This window comes from Syntrophaceae bacterium (assembly GCA_013177795.1).
Lineage (GTDB): Bacteria > Desulfobacterota > Syntrophia > Syntrophales > UBA2192 > UBA2192.
Genome location: JABLXY010000001.1, coordinates 533,416 through 554,208 on the forward strand (window position 1 = coordinate 533,416; position 20,793 = coordinate 554,208).

Here is a 20,793-nt window from a genome sequence, read left to right on the forward strand (position 1 = left end):
CCAGCCTTTACAGGAGGAGTCATCATGGGGCTGCTGAAAGGATCGCTGACCTTTTCGAGATACCGTGTCAAGGGGGAATTGCCGGAGGACTTCCGGCCCTTCTTCGACCGCCAGATCAAGAAATACGCATTCCAGGAACTCACGGCATCGGCCGAGGAGCAGGCCTTCGGATGGACCTGCCTGGAGAACCCCCTCGACACCCGCTTCGAGGGGGCGCGGTACAGTGCGGGAGACTACTTCTACTTCGCGCTGCGCGTCGACAGGAAGTCGATCCCGCCCGCGCTGCTCCGGATCAAGTGTCTCGAGGAGGAACGCAAGGCCCTCAAGGACAGCGGCAAGAAGAGGATCTTCCGCGAGCAGGCCAAGGAGATCAAGGAGCGCGTCTACCTGCAACTGCTGACGAGGACCTACCCGGTCCCGTCGCTCTACGACGTGCTGTGGCACCCGGCCGGGGGCTGGCTCCTCGTGGGGTCCCATGCGGACAAGGTGTTCGAGACCTTCGAGGACCTCTTCAAGATCTCCTTCAACGCGAGATTCGCCCCCTGGCTGCCTTGGGATGCGGAGCAGCTGGACCGGAAAACGGCCGCCGCCGTCGCGTCCCTCCAGGGAGGCTCGTTCCTCGAGCCCGCGAAGGGATCCGGCGAGAAAACGGACCCCTCGTTCCTGGCCCGCGAGTTCATGACCTGGCTCTGGTTCAAGTCCGAGGAGCGCAACGGGACGATCTCGATCCCCGGACGGGCGGAGGTGGGACTCAGCTTCGAGAAACGGGTCGTTCTGGAGTCCGGCGAGGGGGAGTACGCGGAAACGGTGGCCTGCCAGGGACTGCACGCGGACCTGCGGGAGGGCAAGGCGGCGATCCGCGAGGGCAAGAAGGTGCGGGAGGCCCGCCTGCGGCTCGAGAGGGACGGCGATCGCTGGGAGTTCACCCTGAAGGCCGACCGGTTCCAGTTCCAGTCCATGAGACTCCCCCAGGCGGGCGGCCTCGACGAGGAGGGCGAGGAGAAGGATGGCGGGATTCTCGAGCGGATCTATCTCGTGGAGACGGCCCTGGCGACCATGGACGAGCTGTTCGCCTTCTTCCTGGGCCGGCGTCTCTCGCCCCAGTGGGCCTCCGAGGAGATCCCGCGCATCAGGGCTTGGCTCAAGGCATAAGCATCAGGGGCCGGACAATTGGACCATCACGTAAAGAGGATTCCCCTTTGCCTTGCCGCCTGCGTCTTTCTCCCGGCCCGTTGCCTGCCCCGGTTCGAATGACCGCGGTCACGGCACCAACTCCCTCAGGGCAGCGAGCAGGGCCTGGTTCTCCTCCTCCGTTCCCACGGATATGCGGATCTTGTCGTCTACACCGGGGCGGTCCCAGTAGCGGACCAGGATCCCCCGGTCCCGCAACTCCAGATACAGATAACGGGCATCGCCCCTCGGCGGCCTGGCCCAGATGAAATTGGCCTGCGAGGGCCAGATACGGAACCCCATCTTCTCGAGCGCCGCCGCCAGCCCGGCCCTGGAGACCTTGATCCTCTGGGCGTTGGCCCTCATCCACGCCTGGTCCCTGAGGGCGGCCGCGGCCAGCCTCAGCGCCACGGCATCGACGTTGTAGCTGTCCTTGATCTTGAAGAGCCCCTCGAGAAGACCGGGCTGCGCCACGCCGAAGCCCACCCGGAGACCCGCCAGTGAGTACCCTTTCGACAGCGAACGCAGCACGATGACATTCGGGTGTCGGGACACGAGACCAAGCGCGTTCTCGTCGGCGAAATCCGTGTAGGCCTCGTCGATCGCCAGCACCCCGTCGAGGCCGGCGGCAAGCCGCTCGAGGTCCCGCACCGGGGCCACCGTCGCCGAGGGGTTGTTGGGCGTGCAGACGAAGGTGAGGTCTGCCTGCACCTCGAGCAGCCCCTCCACGGGCAGCGTGTACGCCTCGTCGTAGGGTACCTCCACCGTCGCGGCGTCCTGCATCTCGGCCAGGGTGACATAGAGTGAATAGGTGGGCATGGGGTAGGCGATCTTCCGGCCCTTTTCCAGGAACGCACGGGCGAGCAGGGCCAGCATCTCGTCACTGCCGTTTGCCGCCATGACCCAGTCCGCGGGGACCCCGTAAACCTCCGCCGCCGCCTCACGGGCCATGAGGGCCATCGGGTCCGGGTAGCGCCTGAGCCACTCCCCCTCGAACCCGTGCAGGACCTTCATGACCTCCGGGGAAGGCGGGTAAGGGTTTTCGTTGGTGTTGAGCTTGACGACCCGCGAGCCCGGCGGGGGCTGCTCCCCCGGAACATAGCCCGCCATCTTCTTCACGTTTTCCCGAAAGTTGATCATGCTGACTCCAGTCGAATAATCTCTGCTGTGTCTTGTATGGCTGCCTGTGGCGACTCAAGAACCATGCGAAAATGAGCGGGATTCTGAGCTGCGAAGTTAGACGCGTTTTGGTTCACCGCTCTTCGGGGCCCCCACGCTGCGCTCGGGGTAAACTCCACGTCCGCAGCGCAAACTGTTTGAGCCCGAAGGACGAGTTTTTGCGTCTGCAGTGCAGCGAGCGTTAGAGCGGTCCAAAATCGTCTATTCGCAGGAAGAATCCTGCTCACGAGTGTCAGCTCAATGGTCTGACCCCTTTGAACTTATCCCTTCATGCAAAGCGGGCACCCTGCCACGTATTCCTTTTTTCCATCTCCCTGTCAATCGCATTGAGCACCTTGAGCTTGTTCTGCGCCCAGTCGGGGCCCAGGCAGATGTCGCGGTAGCCCTCCGCCGTGAGACGCTGAACGACCACCGAGGGGGGCAGGACCTCCAGCACATCGCAGACCGCCGACACGTAGTCCTCCTGCGACATCAGGGAAATCTTCCCCTCCTCGCAGAGCCGCCCCACTTCCGTGCCCCGGAGTGCCAGCAGGGAGTGGATCTTGATGCCGTCCACGGGGAGGGCCGCAACGGCCTTTGCCGTCTCCAGCATGTCGGTCCGCATCTCGCCCGGCAGCCCCAGGATGATGTGCGCGCAGATGAAGATACCCCTGCCCGCCGTCTTGCGAACGGCCTCGATGAAGGCCGCCGCGTCATGGCCCCGGTTGATGCGCTCCAGCGTCCGGTCGTGTATGGACTGCAGACCGTACTCGACCCAGACGTGCGAACGTTTCGCGTATCCCTCGAGCAGGCTCAGGACATCGTCGTCCACGCAGTCCGGTCTCGTTCCGACGGAGAGCCCGACGATGTCGGGCTGTGCCAAGGCCTCGTCGTAGAGCGCCCGCAGTCGCTCGACGGGAGCGTAGGTGTTCGTGAAGGTCTGGAAATAGGCAATGAACTTCGCCGCGCCCCGAAGATTCCGGTAAAGGGCCTTCCCTGCCGCGATCTGCTCCGACACGGATGGCAGCGGCCCCTTCTGCCGCAGACCCGACCCCCGCCCGTCGCAGTATGCGCAGCCGCCCACGGCGACCTTCCCGTCCCGGTTGGGGCAGGTGAAGCCCGCGTCGATCTGCAGCTTGTAGACCCTGCAGCCGAAGCGATCGGCGAGAAAGCTCTTGAAATCGTGGTAACGCTTCCTGCTCTTCGGGAGATCAGGCCGGGACATAAAGGGAATTCTATTGTTTTTTTGAAGGGATGTTATTAAATAGTCCCTGTAAAGGCAAGAAACATATCACATGCCACGGCTCTATCTCACGTGAGCGGGATTCTTCCAGCGAATTGACGGTTTTCACTGCAGACGCAAAAACTCGCCCTTCGGACTCAAACAGATTACGCTGCTGACGTGGAGTTTACCCCGAGTGCAGCGCTGGGGCCCCGGAGAGCGGTACCCTAAAACGCGTCAAACTCCGCCGTCCAGAATTCCGCTCACGCGATAGACAAGTCACGCGGATATGGCAAAGCACTACGACGTCATCGTTGTCGGCGGCGGGCACGCGGGGTGCGAGGCGGCCCTCGCGGCCGCGCGCATGGGCTGCGAGACCCTCCTGTTCAACATCAACCTCGACTCCGTCGCGCTCATGTCCTGCAACCCCGCCATCGGCGGGCTCGCCAAGGGCCAGCTCGTCAAGGAGATCGACGCCCTCGGGGGCGAGATGGGCAAGATCGCCGACCGGACGGCCGTTCACTTCCGCCTGCTGAACGCCTCGAAGGGCCCCGCCGTGCAGTCCTCCCGCGTCCAGTGCGACAAGCAGCTCTACCGCCTCGCGATGAAGGCCGTCGTGGAGCGGCAGAAGGGGCTCCACCTCCGACAGGCCCTCGTGGAGCGCATCGCCGTCGACGGGGATCGGGTCGCGGGCGTGATCGACAGCACGGGGTTCCTCTACCCTGCCCGGGCCGTCGTCATCACCACGGGCACGTTCCTCAACGGCCTCATCCACATCGGGACCTTCCGGACCCCCGCGGGCCGCGCCGGCGAGATCGCCTCCGTCGGCCTCGCCGAGTCGCTGCGCGGCCTCGGCTTCGTGATGGGACGCATGAAGACGGGCACCCCGCCGCGCCTGAAGGCCTCCACGATCGACTTCAGCCGCCTCGAGCGCCAGGACAGCGACCCCTCGCCCCAGCCCTTCTCGTACACGACGGAGCGGCTCCGGGAAGAGCGCCTGCCTTCCTACTTCTCCCACACGACGGAGCAGACGCACCGGCTCCTGCGGGAGAACATCCATCTCTCGCCCCTTTACTCGGGCGTCATCACGGGGGTGAGCGCGCGCTACTGCCCCTCTCTCGAGGACAAGGTGATGCGGTTTGCCGACCGGGGCCGCCACCCCGTCACGCTGGAGTTCGAGGGGCTCGACACGGAAGAGATCTACGCCAAGGGCCTCGGCAACTGCCTCCCCCTGGAGCTGCAGGAGCAGATCGTCCACAGCGTCCCCGGCCTCGAGAAGGCCGAGATCATGCGACCGGCCTACGCCATTGAGTACGACTACGTCCAGCCGACGGAGCTCAGGCAGACCCTGGAGACCAAGCGCGTCGCGGGGCTCTTTCTCGCGGGGCAGATCAACGGCACCTCGGGGTACGAGGAGGCCGCCGCCCAAGGACTCTGGGCGGGGATCAACGCGGCCCTGCAGGTCCAGGGGCGGCCGCCCTTCATCCTGGAGCGCTCCGAGGCGTACATGGCCGTCATGGTCGACGACCTCGTGACGCGCGGCGTCGACGAGCCCTACCGGATGTTCACCTCCCGGGCGGAATACCGCCTCCTGCTCCGGGAGGACAATGCGACGATCCGCCTCATGGGGAAGGGTCACGCGCTGGGTCTCGTCCCGGACGAGCACTACCGGGACCTGCAGGGCCGCGTCGCCCGCATCGGCAGCACGATCCGGTACCTTGCGTCCCGGACGGTCTACCCCTCGGCCGAGACGAACCGCATCCTGGCGGAGCGCGGCTCGCTGCCCATCCGCAAGCCCTTGTCGCTGTTCAACCTTCTCAAGCGTCCCGACATGGGCTACGACGATCTCGCGGCCTTCGACGCCGAACTGCCGGCCGTGGAGGAACCGGTGAAGAGGCAGGTCGAGATCGAGGCCCGCTACGAGGAGTACATCAGCAGGCAGAACGAGGCGGTCGAGAAATTCCGCGAGATGGAGCGCAGGAAGATCCCCGGCGGCATCGACTACTTCGCGATCCCGAGCCTCTCGAACGAGCTCAAGTGCAAGCTCGACGCGGTGCGGCCGGCCTCCTTCGGGCAGGCGCAGCGGATCCCCGGCATGACCCAGGCGGCCCTGGCGGCCATCCTGGTTTACCTCAAGAAGAAGGAGATGGAATCGGCGGCCGCCGGCTCATGAAAGGAGGGACATCATGCGGTGGAAAGACCAAGACCAAAGCGACAACGTGGAAGACCGCAGGGGGATGCCCGTCTCGAGGGGCATGGTGGGGGGCGGGATCGGCACCGTGATCCTGATCATCGTGGCCCTCTATTTCGGCATCGACCCGTCGGTGATCCTCCAGTCCGTGCCCGACAGCGGTCCCCCCGCCGTCACGCAGCAGCGGCCCGCGGGGCAGGACGAGATGGCGCAGTTCGTCTCCGTCGTGCTCGCCGACACGGAGAAGACCTGGCACAGCGTGTTCCGCCAGTCGGGCAGGACCTACCGGGAACCAAAGCTCGTTCTCTTCACCGGCGCCGTCCAGTCCGCCTGCGGGTTCGCCCAGGCGGCGATGGGCCCTTTCTACTGCCCGCAGGATCACAGGGTCTACATCGACTTTTCGTTTTACGAGGATCTGAAGAACCGGTTCAAGGCCCCCGGCGATTTCGCCCAGGCCTACGTCATCGCCCATGAGGTCGGGCACCACGTCCAGAACCTGCTGGGGATCACCGAAAAGGCCCAGGGAACGATGCAGCGCGTCAGCCGGGCTGAGGCCAACCGCCTCTCCGTGCGGATGGAGCTGCAGGCCGACTGCTTCGCGGGCGTCTGGGCACACCACGCCGACCGGTTCCGGCGAATCCTCGAGCCGGGCGATCTCGAGGAGGCCCTCCGGGCCGCGAGCGCCATCGGAGACGACCGCATCATGAAGCAGACCCGCGGCACCGTCGTGCCCGACGCCTTCACCCACGGGACGTCGGAGCAGCGGGTGCGGTGGTTCAGGCGGGGGTTCGAGACGGGCGACCCGAACCAGTGCGACACGTTCCGGGCCCCGACCCTGTGAGGCGCAGGCATGGATCTCGTGACACAGGCAGGGGAGGATGTACGCCTTCACGAACAGTTGGCGAGTCATCGATCTGCCTGTTCACGAAAACGGGCGACGCGGCAGGCGTCGCCCGTTTCTCGCTCTGAAGAACCACGCACGGCACTCCGGAAATGTCCGGGGTGTCCATCTGAATGATTATGCGCCCGATACGCGCCTCGCGCCACCGGGCGTGTTTGCCCAGGCGGTGCGGCAAGTGTTCATGACCCTTGTCCAAAGCGTCTAATGCTGAATCGAAATCCACCTGCCCTTTACGGCATCGGTTTGGTCGATCCACACCGCAAATGCGTTTCCCTTGTCATCGAGGGCAAGATCCCGGGGGAAACCCGGCCGAACATGGGCCCCCAGGACAACCGGGGCTGACCAGCCTGCGGCTGTCTTGACAAAATAGCAATTCTCGAAGCTGGCCGTCCAGAAGCCGGGTTTCGATCTCACCAGCAGCACGTGATCGTTCCCCCGAACATCGCTCCTGATGAGCGCGTTTGTATCGTTGCTCCACTTATAACCCGGTTCCGGCAGATCGTCCGCTGCCACAATCTCGAAATGGGGAGCCCAGCGATCTGCGTTGACCCTGATCTCCACCCAGGGGTGTTCAAATCCGCTCCCGTCTATTTTTTTTAGACCGTCATTCAGGCTGATTTGATAAACCCAGAGCAGGCCTTCTATCTCGCCGGACACGCCATTGACGGTGAAACACCGGTCCAGTTTTCCTTCCCTGAACAAGTTGGAATCGTTCATGCGGGTAAAGGGTGGGGGAGGCAGAGGTTTCCCCGTGACTCGAAGCCAGCCGGCTGAGCGGTCTTTCGTTTCGGTGTCAGAACCGGATGGACGCTCAAACAGCCTCTCATACTCGACGCGGGCATACGAAACCTGCTGATCGGAAAGGCCGGTTCCCCCAATCCCCGCTCCGCCCGCACCTCCGCCCGCAAAGAAAGCGTAACTCCCGCCCGAGGAGCGATACAGGAACTGCAACCCTCGCCTGTCTGCACCCAGCACGTAATCCGATCGGGCGCTGAACGCCGACTCCGCGTCGAAAACGGCCACGACAGTCCAGCCGTCCCTGGATTCCCTTGCGATCACGAGCTTGTCTGCTCGAACATCAGACCAGAGGATGACCGGGACCAGGATGAACCAGCCGACCAGCCAATCTCTCCTCTTGGGTGCTCCGAGATCTTCCCCCTTGGCGATGAATGTGCAAAGCAGGTCATCGCCGACGGGTATGAACCGCTCGCATCGATTCCCCTTGATTTCCGTCCACCCGCCCTGGCCGGAACGAATGAACATTTTGTCTCCGGCAACAACGCGCAGAGCACCTTTCGGATATTCAACCGCATCTATCCTGCCGAAGAAATACTCATCACGGCTCATGGCGCCGAGGGTTTCGCGGAGCAGAACTTCATTGCCGGCGATCTCGAAGTGGTGAACGGCCCTTAGCTCGTCGATCACGAAGACGTGGCCATGGCCGTCCCCGGTAAGAATGGCTTTGAATCGAGAGTTATAGCGGAGGTTCACTTTGTCGTGCAGAGTAAACTCCGGCCCGAGGCTTACGGCCGGCGCCTTTCGGGCCTCAACATCGCGGAGGAGGCCTCGTTCGGCCATGGAGGCGCATCCCGCAAGGCACATCAGGCAAAGGGCAAACAATAGCCGCGGAAAAAACCGTGATCTGACTTGCATGACACAACCATCCACATTCGTGTGTATCGCGCAGCGGTTTCGTACTCTATATAGCACAGACGTCAAAAGCTGAGAACAGGAGACCGCGGAAAGAGAGGCCGCATGGGATTTGACAAAAATCATTCTTTTCCTCATAGATAGGAAATGAACACAGGGAAGGGATCAGCACCCGCATGGTCAGGTCATCCCGTCAGGCAAGAGACCATTCATTTCTTTTGCAGAAAAAAGGGGGGAGAAATGAAATCGATTACCCGGTTCTTCATGGGCATCGTGATGAGGGTCGACATGCGAGGTCATAGGCGGGAAATCCCGCTGCTTGCCGTCGGCGCGATCATGCTGCTGTCGGGGTGCGCGACCTTGGGGGAGAGCACAGGGTTGGGAACGGCCGAGAAGACGGCTCAACTCAAACCCGGCATGACATACGAGCAAGTCGAGTCGCTCCTTGGGAAGCCGGAGTCTTCGAAAACCGTCAAGGGGCAGCACATCGTCCGCTGGAATCTTCACGAATACTGGAAAGGATGGGTCCCCTACGACATGGTGTTCGATGCCAGGAAAAAGACGCTGATTTCCTGGTCGGCAAACGAGAAGGAATTTCAGACCAGTCAGCAGAAATGGGCAGCCATGCTCGGAACAGCCGGAAGTGACCCCGGCACAGCAAAGGCGCAAGGCTCGCGGGGTGCCGCCACGGCTGCCGGGCCTTCGGATGCAAGTCTCATGAGACAGATGTCCGCGACGTATTACAGCTACAGCAGTGCAGGTGTTGGATACAGCGGGGGCACGGAGCGGCGCGTGGTGCTCTGCCCCGATGGAAGGTATTACAGCGGCTCGGAGTCCGGATACTCCGGAGGGGCAGGCACGGCTGGGGCATGGGGGTCGGCAAGCCAGCGAAAGGGTCAGGGAACGTGGCGGGTCGTCGGCAACACGCAGCAGGGAACGCTGACCACGATCAGTTCCGACGGAACGCCGACGGAATACCCCTACCGCACGTGCGGCCAGGGCTGTTATTACTTCGGCAACACCAAGTTTGCCGTTGAAGGGCCTGCCCGATGTCCGTAAAGGAGAAGGCACGAAATGACTGAAGGCAGAGCCGAGCCGCCCTGCCCTCCACGATGGCCGATCGTCCTCACCGGCCAGGAAGCAGATTCCCGCTCTCCGCATCACGGGAAGGAATGAAACGATCTTTCCGGAGCGGCCTGGCGACAAATCAGGCCGGAAACGGTGAATCCCCGATCGTCCGTCGGTTCGGGATTCGCCTCTTTCGTTTGAGAAACCCTGCGGGCCCACCGTTTCAGAACTGCCGTGGTTCCTGCATAGGGATGACGGTCTCGGGATAGGGGCCTGTGCGATCAAATCATTTGGGATGGACCCTCTGCCCCACGGCCTCGCCCATGGTCTTGCGCATCGCGTTGACCGACTCGGCCAGCTCCCCGATCTCGTGACGGGAGAGCACCTGGATGTCCCGGGTCAAATCCCCCCGGCAACCTTCTTGATGACCTCAACCGACCCCTTCACCGGCTTCGTGATCAGCCGGGCCGTGATCGGGTTGACGGCAACGGCGCTCATCGGCCTGTTTGATTCGCGGACGGAGGCCTCGTAGTTTGCGCCCGCCCAGCTGACCACCTTGCAGAGGTTGGCGTGGACGTTGGCGATCGTCCGGCTGATCTCCGAGCTGTCCCGGTATCCCTGGAAGCGGTTGTTGCAGATGTCGTCCATGGCCGCCCTGTGGCTCGTCATGCCGTGATCGGTGCCTGCCGCCGGGAGCCGCGGGAACAGGGAGACCGCCACGGGGCCGATCAGGAGTTTTTGGCCAGCGTCAGGTTGCGAAGTGTCTTTTTCATCGTCCCGTCCGCCTTTTTTGATGCAAGGGCCGGACGGGTCTCGCCCCGTCCGGCCCCCTGAAATCGCGTGACTTACTTGTAGGCCCCGCAGGCGAGGACCACGTCACCCACCCTCTGGTAGAACACCTGCTTGGCCTCGACCTTCTTGCTCTGCGGGTTTGTCCATTTGTAGTCGACCGTGCCGCTGGGCGAGGTCTTCGCCTTGTCCACCAGTTCCTTCATGAACAGCTTGCCGTCCGAGTCCTTGAGATCGATGAGCGTCTTGCCGATGAGGGCCTTGTTCGCCCCATGGGAGAGGATCTTCGCGTTGAGGTCGCTCACGTAGATGTAGAGGTCCCGATCCACGAACTTTCCTTTCGGGTCGTCAAATGCCGCGAAGGCCTTTTCCTGCCCGTTTGCCTTGTAGTACTCCACGGCCTTGGCAAGCATTGCCTGGGCCTCCTTCGGCGTCCCCTTTGCCTGCGCAAAGGCGAATCCTGCGGTCAGCGCGATGATCAGCAGCCCGATCCATGCTTTCTTCATCTTCTCTTTCCTCCTGTTCTCTGTCATCTGGTTTGGTTTCTTTCCCCTGACAATCCCTGCGGTCTCTTTCAAATGCTTACTGTTTGCGTGGTTTGAATCCCCGTTTCCCCATGACCGACGCCTGCAGCGGAAATCATTCCGACCGTCAGGTCTCACCCGCGCAGGCTCCCGCCTGGACCGGGACAGGCCCCTCGCGATGCCGGCACGGCGACCCGAAGCAGCGAACTCTCTACCGGATGCTTCCGGAAACTGCACGGAGACAGGACGATGTCGGAAGTTTCGCGACCCGCGAAACTGTCCGCCGGGCAGAGTGGGAAGACCCCGGCTGTCCCCTGCCTGCTGCGGCCGTGTCCGGCGGCTGGCTATCGAGAGGAGTTGCGAACTCCCGATCCTTCGACTCTCCCGCAGGAAAGAAATACCCGAATCCAGCAATAGGACTCTGAAACGCCTCTGGAACGGGTCATTGCGAGCACCCACAGGATGCACGGCAATCTCATGAAAAAGCAAGATCGCCACGCTGCCCCCAGCACTGCGCCCGGGGCTTCGGCTCACCGCGATGACGCGGGTTATCGCTGGATTTGAGAAAAAAATGCAAAAAATCCCTTTGTAGCCGGACGCAAATTCCAGACCAGAAGAGACCCGGCGGGGACCACGTTCCGGTACCCCGAAAACGCTCGATGCGATGCAAACGGCTTTCAGGCTCGCCGCCGACGTCGTGGACGCGGCGGCGTCCAGGGATTTCGGGAAACAGACCTGCGGGAATGATGACTACTCGGACCGGATTTCCATCCGGATCACCAGCAGGGCCCCCGTCCGGGGGGCAACCTGAACACTTTCCCGGACCGGACCCAGGGAGTTCATTCTTCCCCGAAGGGCCTCCAGATCCTCCTGCCTGATCCGGGCCGTCAGCGTCACCCGTCCGTCCCGGGTCTTTCGCTCGATGGATTGGGCCCCGATGTTCCTCAACAGCTCTTCGATCTCGGAGGCTGCGGACAGCGGGTCCTGCGCGCGAAGCGTGATGTCCAGATCGGGCCTGGGCGAAACGGCAGCGGACACCATGGGTTCCGCGGCGGGCGGTGCCTCACGGGCAGCTGTGCCCGGCGGGGACTTCGCGGCCTTCTGCCTCTGCCCGCCGTCCGGAACCACTGCGGAAGAATCCGAACCATGCTGTACGGCCGCGCCCGTGCGTTTCAAGACCTCCGCATCCTTCGGTGCCGCAGCCGCAGACCGCCGCGCCCCCGGGGTTTCCGCATGTCCCGCGGCATCGGGCTTCAACGCTGCCCGCCCCCCGCGATCCTCGACCGCCGCGGGCGGCGGCGCGAAGGCCTTCTTCTCCCGTATCTCTGGAAACTCGTGTCTTTCCGCGCCGTCAGCGGCGGGTGCCGTTGCCTGCGGGGCCCCAGCCTTCGGGGCTTCCTGCACCGCGACCGGCGGAGGCACGGCCTGCTTGAAATCGGTCTCACCCGACCTGTACACATTCCACGCAACGACCGCGATGAGAACCGTGGCCAGGGCCTGGATGGGCACCTTGATGTGAAGCGGGTAGAACAGCTTTCGCCAAAAGCCCCCCTTCTCCTCCGCCTCTTGCCGCACCCTGGCCATGACCCGTGCCTTGAGCCAGGGCGGCGGTTCCACCTCCCCCAGTCCCTTCACCAGCGCATCGGAGGCCTTGAGTTCCGCAAGCGTCCTGCGGCAGTCCCCGCACGACTGCAGGTGGGCCTCGACCCGCCCCCTCTCGCCTTCGGCAAGAGAGCCGTCGATCAGGCCGGCAATCATGGGCTCGAGTTCCTCGCACGTCATGGCCATTCACCCAACACCCTGACGAGGCAGTTCTTCAGGGCGGCCCGGGCCCTGAAGAGCCTCGATTTCACGGTCCCTTCCGGCAGGTTCAGCATGCAGCCGATCTCCTCGTATGTAAAGCCCTGGATATCTCTCAGGATGATGACCTCCCGGTGCTCCGCATCCAGCTCTTCGATGCATTTCTGCACCCGTGCCTCGATCTCCTTTTTCTCGAGGCGTTCGTCCGCACTCTCCCCGCAGTCTGGCGCCCCCCTCCGCGGGCCCTCCCCTTCCGGCCCGGCAGGGTCGTCGATCGACGTTCTCTCATGCCGCGACAGGGCCTGCGCCTTCTTCAGGCGGGTCCGGGCGTGGTTCACGACGATCCCGTAGAGCCAGGTGGAGAATTTCGCCTCGCCGCGGAAGGACCGGATCGCGCGCCAGGCCGAAAGAAAGGCCTCCTGCACGACGTCGCAGGCCTCGTCGTAATCCCCCGTCATGCGGTAGGCGACGTTGAGCATCCGCCTCTGGTGCCTCTCGACGAGCACCTCAAAGGCATCCGCGTCACCCTTCCGGCAGCGAAGGACGGCGGCGGCATCCTCATCATCGGTCATCCGGTTCAGCGCATCTGTCACGGGATCAGGCATCTCGATTGTTTTCGTCCCCTGATTTCCCGTCACCGGGATAACGTTGTCAAGAGGAAATGTTCCCTGCCGTCCGATGCCTCGGCGCCCGCACGGGCCGATTTTGCAAACGGCATCGGGACGAGCATGACGACGGGAGTCAGCAGTCGAACCGGCGGCTTCACTGGCCGCCCCAGCGGGTCCCGTCTCTTCGTTTTTAGACAAGCGGGGCACCCGAAAAGTTCCCGCTTTTTACCGTTGGCTTGGAATCGATCCCCTTTCATCCGGACACCCGGGACCCTCCGGCCAATACTCCATTGCCGTCCGTCACATAATTGTTCACCGATATCAGAATCCCTTGTTTTTTGTGCCATTTTTCGATATAGGTACAACCGCGTAATCATCGACCCCGGAAGGACCGGACATGAGCCGTTTCAACTACGAGGAGCTGGCCGCCCTCCACAAGATCGCAAGGATTCTCACCCAGCCGGGCGAACTCCGCGACCATCTCGAGAAGACCATGCACGAGCTGAGCAAGCGTCTCGGCATGGAGCGCGGGATGATCTCGATCCTGGACCAGACCACACAGGAGGCCTGGCTGGAAGTGGCCCACGGCGTGGACATCGAGGGTCTCGATATCCGCTACAAGCCTGGGGAGGGCATCACGGGCAAGGTGGCCCAGACCGGCCGGCCCATGGCGATCGCCAACCTGGGCAAGGAGAATCTCTTCCTGGACCGAACGGGGGCGCGGAAGAACCTCGACCGCACCCAGCTGGCCTTCCTCTGCGTGCCCATCCTCTACGACGGCAAGGTGGTCGGGGTGCTCTCGGCCGACAAGCTCACCCACAAGGTCACCGACCTGGAGGAGGAGGTGGCCATCCTGTCGGCCGTGGCGGAGCTGATCGGCAAGGCGGTCCACGGCCTGGGACTGGAGGAGGAAAACCGCCGGCTGCGGAAGATGCTCAGCAACACGCGTGCCGTCTCCACGGACATCATCGGGAACTCGAAGCCGATGCTCGACGTTCTGAGCCTGATCTCCCAGGTGGCGGACTCGAACACGACGGTCCTGATCAACGGCGAAACCGGCACGGGAAAGGAACTCGTCGCCCGGGCGATCCACGCCAACAGCCCCCGCAAGGGCGGTCCCTTCATCCAGGTCAACTGTGCCGCCATGCCCGACACCCTCGTGGAAAGCGAACTCTTTGGTCACGAGAAGGGCGCCTTCACCGGGGCCATCCAGCGCCGGCGGGGGCTCTTCGAGGAGGCCCACGGCGGGACGATCTTCCTCGACGAGATCGGGGAGCTCTCGCAGACAGCCCAGGCGAAGGTGCTGCGCGTTCTCCAGGAAAAGCAGCTCCAGCCCCTCGGCTCCTCGCGCACGGTGACGGTGAATGTCCGCGTCATCGCAGCGACGAACCGAAACCTCGAGCAGGACGTGGCCGAGGGCCGCTTCCGGGCCGATCTGTTCTACCGCCTCAACGTCTTTCCCATTTACATGCCGACCCTGCGCGAGCGCGGCAGCGACATCATCCTGCTGACGGACCACTTCATCGTGAAGTACGCGAAGATGCTCGGCAAGCGTGTGAAGCGCATCTCCACGCCGGCCCTCGACATGCTGTTGGCCTACCACTGGCCGGGCAATGTGCGCGAGCTCGAGAACTGCATCGAGAGGGCCGTGATCCTCGCGACTGGGGATTCCATCGAGAGCGTGCACCTGCCCCCCTCTCTCCAGATGAAGTCCAAGGAGGCCGCCAGAAAGGAGCGGGGCAAGCTCGAGACCCTCGTCAACGCCTACGAGAGATCCCTGATCATCGACGCCCTGAAGGACGCGCGCGGCAACCAGACCCGCGCGGCCAAACTGCTCGCCACGACGAAACGGATCATCCAGTACAAGATCGCGAAGTACGGGATCGACCCGAAGCGCTTCAAGGTCAAGCGGATCGCCTGAGACGGGCGGGAGGCCGGAAGAGCGTTTCGGGACGTGTTTTTTTCGAAACGTCCCCATTTGGAACAATTCTGTTCCTTTTTTACATATCCTCCCCTTCTTCAGAGACGCGTCAGCTCCGCCGCCGTGCAGCGCACCCGGTGCCCGGAATTAGATATTTTCTTTTATTTTCAAACTGTTGGCATATTCACGCACCTTGCCGCCACCGGGAGGATTTCCCGTTTCGGGGTATGGCACGCTTCTTGTCAATCCGCATGTCATCGGACAATCTCTCCAGAATGAACGGACGGGGTGGAAAATCATGAAAGCGCAGTCCATGGAAAACAGGACGGTGTCTTCCCTGGCGAGTCTCATGAATGCCTACGAGAGGGCCCTCATCATCGACGCCCTCGTGAGCACGCAGGGAAATCAGAGCCAGGCGGCCAAACTGCTGGGGACATCCAAGCGGGTGATCCACTACAAGATCCACAAGTACGGGATCGATCCCCGCCGGTTCAGGATGGGGAATTGACTGAAGTCCGGCAGCGCCGCAGGTGATCACAATTTCGTTCATCACGATCGGCGTAGTACAAATTTGTTCCAGATTCACAACGGTGGTCCGCCTCTGACCGCGGATCAACGCTCTGGAAAAGGATAGGCAGCATCATGTGCAGACTCTTTGCGATCACGAGCCAGGCCCCCCTCTCCCCGATGGTCGCCCTCGAGGCGCTCAACGTCATGAAGGAAGGGCACGACGGCTCGGGTGTCGGCCTCTACTTGACAGACCTGGCGGGCGATTTCGAGCCCTACAAGGACTATCCGACGCTCTGCGGGATCTTCAGCAACGCGGGAATGAAGAAGCTCGACGACTACATGCTCGCCCGCGGGTTCAGGCCGAAGTTCGAGCGGACGATCCGCCCGTCGAAGCCGGCCCCGGCAGGGACACCCCGGCGGGACGTGTACCTGATCAGCGTCTACGACTACCCGGATGAGTGGAAGTATCTCCCCAAGGCCGAGGTCCGGTTCCGTCTCATGCTCACCCGCGTCACCCTACGCCAGATGGGTCTCGAGGACGGGTCGATGATGGTCTTCAGCTTCTGGCCCGACACGATCATGCTCAAGGAGATCGGCGACCCCATGGCGATTGCCGACTACCTCGACCTCGGCGACCGGAACATCCTGGCCCGCAGCATGCTCGCGCAGGGACGCCAGAACACGAACTACGCCATCACCCTCTACGCCTGCCACCCCTTCTTCGTCCAGGGCGTGGCCACGATGACCAACGGGGAGAACACGGCCTTCGTCCCCATCCGCGAGTTCCTCATGTCGAGACAGTTCCCCGGCTATATCGGGTACCAGTCGGATTCGGAGGTCTTCACCCACATCCTCCACTACACGCTCTACACGCTGGGCATGGGGCTCGAGGCCTACAAGCACATCATCACGCCGCTCAAGGATGACGAGTTGGCGAGGCACCCCGAGACGTCGCGGCTCAGGCTGCTGAAGCACACCTGCCGGCCGCTGATCATCGACGGGCCCAACTGTGTCATCGGGTTCACGCCGGACCGGACGATGTTCATCGTCCAGGACAGCAAGAAGCTGCGCCCCGGGGTCATCGGAGGCAAGCCCGGCCTGTATGCCGTGTCCTCGGAGATCTGCGGCCTCGATGCCGCCATCCCCGACCGGGACCACAGCAAGGACTTCCAGCCCATGAAATACGACGTCGCGTACGTGGACAGCAACCGCAGGGAGATCAAGACATGGAATCAATGGGAACCCTTCACCCCTCCACACTGAGCACGAAGGACCTGCACTGGCGGATCCTCTGGGACAGGGAAAAGTGCACCCTCTGCGGGCGCTGCACGGCGGTCTGCCCCGTGCAAGCCATCGAGCTCGGCGTCCACCGCAAGCGGCTCGTCACCGTGCCCCTGGGGATCAAGGACACGCCCTCAACCGCCTTCACCGTCTACCACGGCATCGACCAGCGGACGGACGCGGCCTTCGCCTGCGTCGGCTGCGCCATGTGCAGCCTGGTCTGCCCCAATGACGCGATTGTCCCCGTGCTCAACGAGGACGTCGACAAGCAGCGTTTTCACATCAACAGCGGTGGGGTCCCCCGGCGCCGCGGCGGCCGCCGCAATGCCCCGGGCAGCCTCCTCGACCAGATCAAGTTCATCCGCATCTCCATGCTGACCGACCCCGCCCTGGACGCGGGCCGGCACGAGTTCGAGCTGCGGACGCTGCTCGGGCGGATCCTGCCCCCCGAGGAGGCCCTGAAGTTCAGCCGCGAGAACGGGTGGATCCCGCCCGTGCGGGAGATCTACCCGCTGATCATCGGCAGCATGTCCTTCGGCGCGCTCTCCCCCACCATGTGGGAGGGGCTGCAGATGGGTGTGGCCTACCTCAACGAGGAGCTGGGCATGCCCGTGCGGATGTGCACCGGCGAGGGCGGCTGCCCGCCGCGCCTGCTGCGGTCGCGATTCCTGAAATACGTGATCCTCCAGATCGCCAGCGGCTACTTCGGCTGGGACGAGATCATCCGTGCCCTGCCCGAGATGAAGGAGGACCCCTGCGCCGTGGAGATCAAGTACGGCCAGGGGGCCAAGCCCGGCGACGGGGGGCTGCTGATGTGGTACAAGGTCAACAGCCTCATCGCGCAGGTCCGCGGCGTGCCCCCCGGCGTGAGCCTGCCGAGCCCCCCCACGCACCAGACGAAGTACTCCATCGAGGAGTCCGTCGCGAAGATGATTCAGTCCATGTACATGGCCTGGGGGTTCCGTGTTCCGGTGTACCCGAAGATCTCGGGGACCAGCACGGCGCTCGCCGTCCTGAACAACCTGGCCCGCAACCCCATCGCCGCCGGGCTTGCGATCGACGGCGAGGACGGGGGCACCGGGGCGGCCTACAGCGTCTCGATGGATCACATGGGACACCCCATCGCGAGCAACATCCGCGACGCCTACCTGACCCTCGTCAAGGTCGGCAAGCAGAACGAGATACCCCTCTTCGCGGGCGGGGGCATCGGGAAGAACGGCAATCTCACGGCCAACGCGGCGGCGCTCATCATGCTGGGCGCCAGCGGCGTGCAGGTCGGCAAGTACATCATGCAGGCCGCGGCGGGATGCCTCGGCTCGGAGAGCGACCGCTGCAATATCTGCAACATCGGCCAGTGCCCCAAGGGGATCACGTCCCAGGACCCCCGTCTCTATAGGCGCCTCGACCCGGAGCACGTCGCCCAGCGCCTGGTGGACGTCTACCTGAGCTTCGACACGGAGCTCCGGAAGATCGTGGCACCCCTGGGCCGGTCGACGTCCCTGCCCATCGGGATGTCCGATGCTCTCGGCATTGCCGACCGCAGCGCCGCGGAGAGGCTCCAGATCCAGTATGTCGTCTAGAAGGGTGACTGACGTGGCAATCGCAAAAACCGCACCGAGAAAGAAACAGGACGCCGCCCGGGCCACCGTGGTGATCCACGGGGTCGAGAGCGGTCAGCGCGTGGAGTCGCGCGTCCTCGAGGAGCGCCTGCAGCAGGCCGTGACGGAGGGCCATCGCCGCATCGAGGTGCAGGCCTACGGCCAGCACGGCATCGGGGGCCGGCTCTGGAAGGCCGGTAGCGATCCCGTCGAGGTCCGGATCACCGGCTCCCCAGGCCAGCGCGTGGGCTCCATGGGCTTTCCCAACACCCGCATCGAGGTGATGGGCCCCGCCTCGGACGACGTGGGATGGCTCAACGCCGGGGCCCGGATCGTGGTCCACGGCCAGGCGTCCAACGGCGTGGGCAACGCCATGGCGCAGGGCAAGATCTACATCGCAGGCGACATCGGCGCACGCGGCATGACGATGACGAAGCACAACCCGCGGTTCGCCCCGCCGGAGCTGTGGGTGCTCGGGGGCGTCGGCGACTCCTTCGCCGAGTTCATGGCGGGCGGCACCGCCGTCATCTGCGGCCACGAGGCGCACCACCCGGACAACGTCCTCGGTCACCGGCCCTGCGTGGGCATGGTGGGCGGCCGGATCTTCTTCCGCGGCCCCCACAAGGGGTTCAGCGAGGAGGACGCCCGGCTTGCCGAGATCGGCGACGAGGAGTGGAACTGGCTCTGCGCCGGCCTGAAGGAGTTCCTCCGCGCAATCGGCCGCGGCGGCCTCCAGGAGGAGCTGCTGGCCGACCGCGAGGCCTGGAAGCTCATCGTGGCCCGCCGGCCCGGCGAAAAGGGCATCAAGGCCGTCCGCACGATGGCCGATTTCCGCCGCTTCGTCTGGGACCAGGAACTCGGAAAGGGCGGCCTCATCGGCGACCTGACCGACCTGGACCGCAGCCCGGTCCCGGTCATCACGACGGGCATCCTGCGGCGCTACGTGCCCGTCTGGGAGAACCTGAAGTTCCTGCCCCCCTGCCAGGCGAGCTGCCCCACGGGGATCCCCGTGCAGAAGCGGTGGGAGATGGTGCGCAAGGGCCTCGTCGACGAGGCCGTGGACATGGCCCTGGCCTACACACCCTTCCCCGTCACGGTCTGCGGATACCTCTGCCCCAACGTCTGCATGCAGCACTGCACGCGCCGGTCCGCAGGCCTCGCGCCCGTGGACATCACCGTCCTGGGCAAGGCGAGCCTCCAGGCCCGGCCGCCCGAGCCTGCGCCGCCCACGGGCTACCGGGTTGCGATCGTCGGCGGCGGCCCCGCGGGCCTCTCCATCGCCTGGCAGCTCTACCTCAGGGGGCACCGCCCCGTCGTCTACGACCGCGGCGAGGAGCTGGGAGGCAAGATCACGAGCTCGATCCCCAGCCTGCGCATCCCCGACGAGATCGTCCGCCGCGAGATCGAGCGGGTGAAGGGCCTCATCCCCGAGGTCCGCCTCAAGGCGGAGATGACCCGGGAGGAGTTCACGAAGCTCCGGGACGAGTACGACTATGTCGTCATCGCCACGGGGGCCCAGAAGCCCCGCATGCTGCCGATCCCCGGGATCGAGCGGGCCCTGCCGGCCCTCGACTTCCTGCGGGACGCCAAGGCGAATCGGGTCAGCGTCGGCAAGCGCGTCGTCGTCATCGGCGCGGGCAACGTCGGCTGCGATGCCGCCTCCGAGGCGGCCCGGCTCGGCGCCGAGGAGATCACCCTCATCGACATCCAGGAACCGGCCTCCTTCGGCAAGGAGCGGCAGCACGCCGAGGCGGCGGGGGCGAAGTTCCTCTGGCCCGTCGCGACGCGGGCGATCACCGCCGAGGGCGTGGAGCTCACGCGGGGCGACGCGCTGCCGGCCGACACGGTCATCGTGGCCATCGGCGACCAGCCCGACCTCGGGTTCCTCCCCCGGGGGATCGCGACGGAGAGGGGGTTCATCGTCGTCAACGAACGCTTCCAGACGAGCGACCCCAAGGTCTTTGCCGTGGGCGACACGGTGAAGCTGGGGCTCCTGACGGAGGCCATCGGCGCCGGACGCAGGGCCGCCGAGGCGATCGACGCCCTCCTGAGCGGCCGCGAGCCCGCACTGGATACGCTCCCGGCCATCCCCGCGGCCCGGATCAAGCTCGAGTACTACGACCCGCGCGTGAAGGGGTTCGGCGACACGGACGAGTGCGCCGGCGAGTGCGCCTCCTGCGGCTCCTGCAGGGACTGCTCGGTCTGCGTCACGGTCTGCCCCCAGAACGCCATCTCGCGCAGGGACCTGGGCGGCGGCGCCTACGAGTACGTCGTTGACCCCGACCGGTGCATCGGCTGCGGGTTCTGCGCCGGGGCCTGCCCCTGCGGGATCTGGCAGCTCGTGGAGAACGTCCCGCTGGAGAGCGCAGGCGGAACGGTGTAGCGGACAAGAGGCGGCCTTC

Annotated in this window: 17 protein-coding genes; 9 read left to right on the forward strand and 8 right to left on the reverse strand. The window is 64.2% G+C overall.

The genetic code is table 11. The features are described from left to right. Positions 1-24 precede the first annotated feature (24 nt). Positions 25-1,152, forward strand: a complete 1,128-nt coding sequence (rdgC, locus tag HPY67_02465) for a recombination-associated protein RdgC (protein ID NPV03576.1) — start codon at positions 25-27, stop codon at positions 1,150-1,152. Positions 1,153-1,260: 108 nt separating this feature from the next. On the opposite strand, the gene hisC is transcribed toward rdgC, so the two are convergent. Continuing rightward, positions 1,261-2,310 (reverse strand): histidinol-phosphate transaminase, encoded by a 1,050-nt coding sequence (gene hisC, locus HPY67_02470; protein ID NPV03577.1) that lies wholly within the window; start codon positions 2,308-2,310, stop codon positions 1,261-1,263. Between the two features lie 307 nt (positions 2,311-2,617). After that, positions 2,618-3,553 (reverse strand): TIGR01212 family radical SAM protein, encoded by a 936-nt coding sequence (locus HPY67_02475; GenBank protein NPV03578.1) that lies wholly within the window; start codon positions 3,551-3,553, stop codon positions 2,618-2,620. A 286-nt stretch (positions 3,554-3,839) separates the two neighbouring features. Between HPY67_02475 and mnmG the strand changes: the two genes are divergently transcribed. Together mnmG and HPY67_02485 are read left to right on the forward strand one after the other, a co-directional pair. Continuing rightward, the gene (gene mnmG / locus HPY67_02480) at positions 3,840-5,723 is read left to right on the forward strand and encodes a tRNA uridine-5-carboxymethylaminomethyl(34) synthesis enzyme MnmG (protein ID NPV03579.1); all 1,884 of its coding nucleotides are present in this window, start codon (positions 3,840-3,842) and stop codon (positions 5,721-5,723) included. Between the two features lie 13 nt (positions 5,724-5,736). Continuing rightward, a complete protein-coding gene (locus HPY67_02485) occupies positions 5,737-6,582 on the forward strand; it encodes a neutral zinc metallopeptidase (GenBank protein ID NPV03580.1) in 846 nt (281 codons plus the stop codon). A 261-nt stretch (positions 6,583-6,843) separates the two neighbouring features. On the opposite strand, the gene HPY67_02490 is transcribed toward HPY67_02485, so the two are convergent. After that, complete coding sequence (locus tag HPY67_02490) at positions 6,844-8,220, reverse strand: hypothetical protein (GenBank protein ID NPV03581.1); 1,377 nt, start codon at positions 8,218-8,220, stop codon at positions 6,844-6,846. Between the two features lie 312 nt (positions 8,221-8,532). On the opposite strand from HPY67_02490, the gene bamE reads away from it, so the two are divergent. After that, positions 8,533-9,351, forward strand: a complete 819-nt coding sequence (bamE, locus tag HPY67_02495) for an outer membrane protein assembly factor BamE (protein NPV03582.1) — start codon at positions 8,533-8,535, stop codon at positions 9,349-9,351. A gap of 295 nt (positions 9,352-9,646) precedes the next feature. On the opposite strand, the gene HPY67_02500 is transcribed toward bamE, so the two are convergent. The 5 genes from HPY67_02500 to HPY67_02520 form a co-directional block, all read right to left on the reverse strand. Next, positions 9,647-9,763, reverse strand: coding sequence for a hypothetical protein (locus HPY67_02500; protein ID NPV03583.1), 117 nt, complete (start codon positions 9,761-9,763; stop codon positions 9,647-9,649). Beyond that, positions 9,760-10,080, reverse strand: coding sequence for a hypothetical protein (locus tag HPY67_02505; protein NPV03584.1), 321 nt, complete (start codon positions 10,078-10,080; stop codon positions 9,760-9,762). Before HPY67_02505 ends, HPY67_02500 begins: the two co-directional genes overlap by 4 nt. 125 nt (positions 10,081-10,205) lie before the next feature. Beyond that, positions 10,206-10,655 carry a histidine kinase gene (locus HPY67_02510; GenBank protein ID NPV03585.1) on the reverse strand — a complete coding sequence of 150 codons (450 nt, stop codon included), beginning with the start codon at positions 10,653-10,655 and terminating at the stop codon, positions 10,206-10,208. A 768-nt stretch (positions 10,656-11,423) separates the two neighbouring features. Next, positions 11,424-12,461, reverse strand: a complete 1,038-nt coding sequence (locus tag HPY67_02515) for a DUF2275 domain-containing protein (GenBank protein ID NPV03586.1) — start codon at positions 12,459-12,461, stop codon at positions 11,424-11,426. Continuing rightward, positions 12,452-13,066: a sigma-70 family RNA polymerase sigma factor gene (locus tag HPY67_02520; protein ID NPV03587.1), complete on the reverse strand. Its 615-nt coding sequence runs from the start codon at positions 13,064-13,066 to the stop codon at positions 12,452-12,454. The genes HPY67_02515 and HPY67_02520 overlap by 10 nt, the downstream gene beginning before the upstream one ends. Positions 13,067-13,478: 412 nt before the next feature. On the opposite strand from HPY67_02520, the gene HPY67_02525 reads away from it, so the two are divergent. From HPY67_02525 to HPY67_02545, 5 genes are all read left to right on the forward strand, one after another. Continuing rightward, positions 13,479-15,002, forward strand: coding sequence for a sigma 54-interacting transcriptional regulator (locus HPY67_02525; GenBank protein ID NPV03588.1), 1,524 nt, complete (start codon positions 13,479-13,481; stop codon positions 15,000-15,002). Between the two features lie 298 nt (positions 15,003-15,300). Further along, complete coding sequence (locus HPY67_02530; protein NPV03589.1) at positions 15,301-15,510, forward strand: hypothetical protein; 210 nt, start codon at positions 15,301-15,303, stop codon at positions 15,508-15,510. Between the two features lie 134 nt (positions 15,511-15,644). Next, the gene (locus HPY67_02535) at positions 15,645-16,775 is read left to right on the forward strand and encodes a glutamate synthase (protein ID NPV03590.1); all 1,131 of its coding nucleotides are present in this window, start codon (positions 15,645-15,647) and stop codon (positions 16,773-16,775) included. Continuing rightward, positions 16,739-18,373: a 4Fe-4S binding protein gene (locus HPY67_02540; GenBank protein ID NPV03591.1), complete on the forward strand. Its 1,635-nt coding sequence runs from the start codon at positions 16,739-16,741 to the stop codon at positions 18,371-18,373. Before HPY67_02535 ends, HPY67_02540 begins: the two co-directional genes overlap by 37 nt. After that, positions 18,363-20,774, forward strand: a complete 2,412-nt coding sequence (locus HPY67_02545) for an FAD-dependent oxidoreductase (GenBank protein ID NPV03592.1) — start codon at positions 18,363-18,365, stop codon at positions 20,772-20,774. Before HPY67_02540 ends, HPY67_02545 begins: the two co-directional genes overlap by 11 nt. Positions 20,775-20,793: the final 19 nt, after the last annotated feature.

Coding starts and splice junctions, on each gene's coding strand:
- rdgC (NPV03576.1), top strand. CDS start 25: ATGGGGCTGCTGAAAGGATCGCTGACCTTTTCGAGATACCGTGTCAAG.
- hisC (NPV03577.1), bottom strand. CDS start 2,310: ATGATCAACTTTCGGGAAAACGTGAAGAAGATGGCGGGCTATGTTCCG.
- HPY67_02475 (NPV03578.1), bottom strand. CDS start 3,553: ATGTCCCGGCCTGATCTCCCGAAGAGCAGGAAGCGTTACCACGATTTC.
- mnmG (NPV03579.1), top strand. CDS start 3,840: ATGGCAAAGCACTACGACGTCATCGTTGTCGGCGGCGGGCACGCGGGG.
- HPY67_02485 (NPV03580.1), top strand. CDS start 5,737: ATGCGGTGGAAAGACCAAGACCAAAGCGACAACGTGGAAGACCGCAGG.
- HPY67_02490 (NPV03581.1), bottom strand. CDS start 8,220: ATGGCCGAACGAGGCCTCCTCCGCGATGTTGAGGCCCGAAAGGCGCCG.
- bamE (NPV03582.1), top strand. CDS start 8,533: ATGAAATCGATTACCCGGTTCTTCATGGGCATCGTGATGAGGGTCGAC.
- HPY67_02510 (NPV03585.1), bottom strand. CDS start 10,655: ATGAAGAAAGCATGGATCGGGCTGCTGATCATCGCGCTGACCGCAGGA.
- HPY67_02515 (NPV03586.1), bottom strand. CDS start 12,461: ATGGCCATGACGTGCGAGGAACTCGAGCCCATGATTGCCGGCCTGATC.
- HPY67_02525 (NPV03588.1), top strand. CDS start 13,479: ATGAGCCGTTTCAACTACGAGGAGCTGGCCGCCCTCCACAAGATCGCA.
- HPY67_02530 (NPV03589.1), top strand. CDS start 15,301: ATGAAAGCGCAGTCCATGGAAAACAGGACGGTGTCTTCCCTGGCGAGT.
- HPY67_02535 (NPV03590.1), top strand. CDS start 15,645: ATGTGCAGACTCTTTGCGATCACGAGCCAGGCCCCCCTCTCCCCGATG.
- HPY67_02540 (NPV03591.1), top strand. CDS start 16,739: ATGGAATCAATGGGAACCCTTCACCCCTCCACACTGAGCACGAAGGAC.
- HPY67_02545 (NPV03592.1), top strand. CDS start 18,363: ATGTCGTCTAGAAGGGTGACTGACGTGGCAATCGCAAAAACCGCACCG.